Here is a 2535-nt window from a genome sequence, read left to right as displayed (position 1 = left end):
TCCACGGCAAAACCGCGCTCGATTATGCTAGAGTGCTCGGCTGGGATCACGTCGCCGAGACGCTTAGCGAGTAGATAGCGTTTTGCAGTCTATGCGGGCGGGCTAAATTTGGCTGTAAATTAAAATTTAGCCCGCGCCCTGTGCCCCCTTTTTTTACCCAAGCCAATGACCCGTAAATTCCTTTTAATCAAATTTAGGCAGTATGAAGCTATTTTAAAATTTTACGAAAGCTGCATTTTAAAATTTTTTAGTAAAATAAAACGCAAAGGAGCTAAGATGGCGACGATCAATATACAGACACAAAACGATAATACCATAAAAGCTATAAAGGCTTTGCTGCTACTTGATCCGACGGCGACTATAGTTTGCGACGAACCTATGCTAAGCGAATCCGATCAAAAAAGGCTCGACGAGATAATAGATCGATCGGACAAAGGCGAATTGAAGCTTTATAACGATGATGAGATAAAAGAAAGGCTAGCCTAAAAAGGGCTCGCGTGGTAATTTTATACTCTGAAAATTTTGTGAGCGAACTCGAAAATATCGCCAGTTTCATAGCTTTGCACAGCGAAGCTCGGGCTGATGATTTTATGCGCGAGCTCAAAACGAAATCGAAAAAATCCCCTTTATGCCGTATCGCTTTAGAAAAAATTTAAAGCAAAACAGAAACGACGTCAGAGAGATGATCTTTAAAAGCTATGTGGTACTTTTTCAGATCAAAAAGGACAGCATTATAATTCTATCCATCTTTAAATGCAATTTGACGCGCTTTAGCTAAAATTTTGATTTTAACCCTCACGTGCACTGAAAGCAGCCGCCCAAAACCTCGCATTTCTCGCAGATCTGCACGTATATGACCCCCTCGCCCTGCACCAGCTCGCCGAATGGGATCTGTGCTAGGTCGCAGTCGGCACGGCAGAGCTCGACGGCCACGGCACAATCAGGCAGGGATTTGTCGAGATGAGCAACGTCCGGCTAGTCGAGGAGATGATCGACCTCATTACGGCTCAGCGCGCGTATGAGGCCAACTCAAAGGCGATCACGACGAGCGACGATATGCTCTCGATCGTAAATAGCCTAAACTAGACTAAATTTACGCTGCCGCGCCTGAAACTGCCTTGCGGATTTCGGGTTAGGCGGCTTTTTAAATTTGACCCGCTTTTGCCGTTAGGGAGTTAAATTTGAGCGGTGATCTTATACTGCGGCTCGCGAAAGCTAAATTTGAGCAAAATTCGGACTGAATTTACGGACGCCGCGATTTTTTGAGGCGTCAAGGCGGCTCAATTTACCTGGATTTACCGCATTTTTGCGCGCCTAACTCACCATCCTTGCTCGTTTAGGATTTTATAATTATTACAACCGCCCTGATCGCCTAAATCGCAAGCCTTACCGAAATACTCTTTTGCCGTTCTTTTATCTTGTCTTACGCCTTGTCCGTTATCATATAAAACCCCGAGATTATAGCAACCGTCTGCATATCCCATATCGCAAGCTTTAGAAAATAGTTCGCTCGCTTTTTTATAGTCCTGCTTTACGCCCTGACCCTTTACATATAAAAATCCGAGGGAACCGCAACTAATTGCATTTCCGTCGTCGCACGCTTCTTGCAACTCCCCTATATCCTCACCCGCCGCAAACAAAACCATAGCGCAGGCGAGCGCCGCGATTAATCTTTTCATAAATTTACTCCTACCAAAATTTTTATCGGTATTTTATAAAATTTAGCATTAAAAAAAAGGTAAATTGACGTTAAAGGTTTGAAATTCGAGCAAGCCTGGTTGTTGCCGAGTTTGCTCAAAATCGCACCGTAAAGAAAGCCGTCAAATTTAGCCTATTTAGGGTAAATTGAGCGCCAAACGCCGCCGCAAAAACCCGTAAATTTGCTCGCTTGCACCCAGAAATTTGCCGCCGATAACCACGGAAAATTTGCCACGCATAAGATCGTATCGCTGCTGCCATCATGTTTCCCTAAATCTTAGCGTAAAATTTCGCCGTAGCAATGCCGCAGCGACATAATCTCGTTGCCGCTACTATGCCGCGCCGCCCGCAGCGATCCGTGCCAATATAATTTCGTCGCCACCGATAACCTCATCGTCGCAGCAATGTCGCCTCGCTACCGCGTCCGCTGCGGAATTTTAAAATTTCAATTCTTGCCGCAGTTTTTTACTAGATACTCGATGATATTTACCGCATTATCGATGCCGCAATACGACGTGTCGATGCAGATATTGTAGTTTGCGGACGCGCCCCAGACTTGGTTGGTGTAGTATTGATGAAAGCTCATCCTGCCTGCATCGCTGTTTTCCATATACTCGCGCGCGTCGGTATGGCCCTCTTTTTCTAATCTGGCGAGCTTAAACTCATCGCTCGCGCGTAAAAATACCGTCAGCAGATCCGGATGTCCGCGCAAGAAAAACCCCGCGCAGCGTCCAAGCACTATAACGTTGCCGCCCGAGACGATCTTCTCGTAGATTGCTACAATACGATCGCGCTTTTGCTCATTGGCTAGCTCGTTGTGCGATATTGCCTGAAGTA

The 2535-nt window shown here is 45.8% G+C and carries 4 protein-coding genes and 1 pseudogene; 2 read left to right on the top strand and 3 right to left on the bottom strand.

Going from position 1 to position 2535, the window contains the following annotated elements; translation table 11 throughout:
• Positions 1–276: 276 nt before the first annotated feature.
• Positions 277–486, top strand: a complete 210-nt coding sequence (locus Q0140_RS02205) for a hypothetical protein (protein WP_297961296.1) — start codon at positions 277–279, stop codon at positions 484–486.
• A 309-nt stretch (positions 487–795) separates the two neighbouring features.
• Here the strand turns inward: Q0140_RS02205 and Q0140_RS02200 are convergent, their stop codons facing one another.
• Positions 796–933, bottom strand: coding sequence for a hypothetical protein (locus tag Q0140_RS02200; protein WP_297961293.1), 138 nt, complete (start codon positions 931–933; stop codon positions 796–798).
• On the opposite strand from Q0140_RS02200, the pseudogene Q0140_RS02195 reads away from it, so the two are divergent.
• A pseudogene (locus Q0140_RS02195) lies at positions 928–1086 on the top strand (flagellar basal body rod C-terminal domain-containing protein); the annotation flags it as partial. The gene Q0140_RS02200 and the pseudogene Q0140_RS02195 overlap by 6 nt on opposite strands.
• 233 nt (positions 1087–1319) lie before the next feature.
• On the opposite strand, the gene Q0140_RS02190 reads toward Q0140_RS02195, so the two are convergent.
• Complete coding sequence (locus tag Q0140_RS02190) at positions 1320–1679, bottom strand: tetratricopeptide repeat protein (protein WP_297961290.1); 360 nt, start codon at positions 1677–1679, stop codon at positions 1320–1322.
• A 464-nt stretch (positions 1680–2143) separates the two neighbouring features.
• Positions 2144–2535 (bottom strand): cytidylate kinase family protein (locus Q0140_RS02185; RefSeq protein ID WP_297961287.1); only part of this gene is annotated, 392 nt, incomplete at its 5' end.

It is taken from the genome of uncultured Campylobacter sp. (assembly GCF_938045405.1).
Classification (GTDB): Bacteria; Campylobacterota; Campylobacteria; order Campylobacterales; family Campylobacteraceae; genus Campylobacter_B.
Note: the sequence above shows the minus strand (reverse complement) of the source record. Positions and strands in the feature narration are given on the sequence as shown.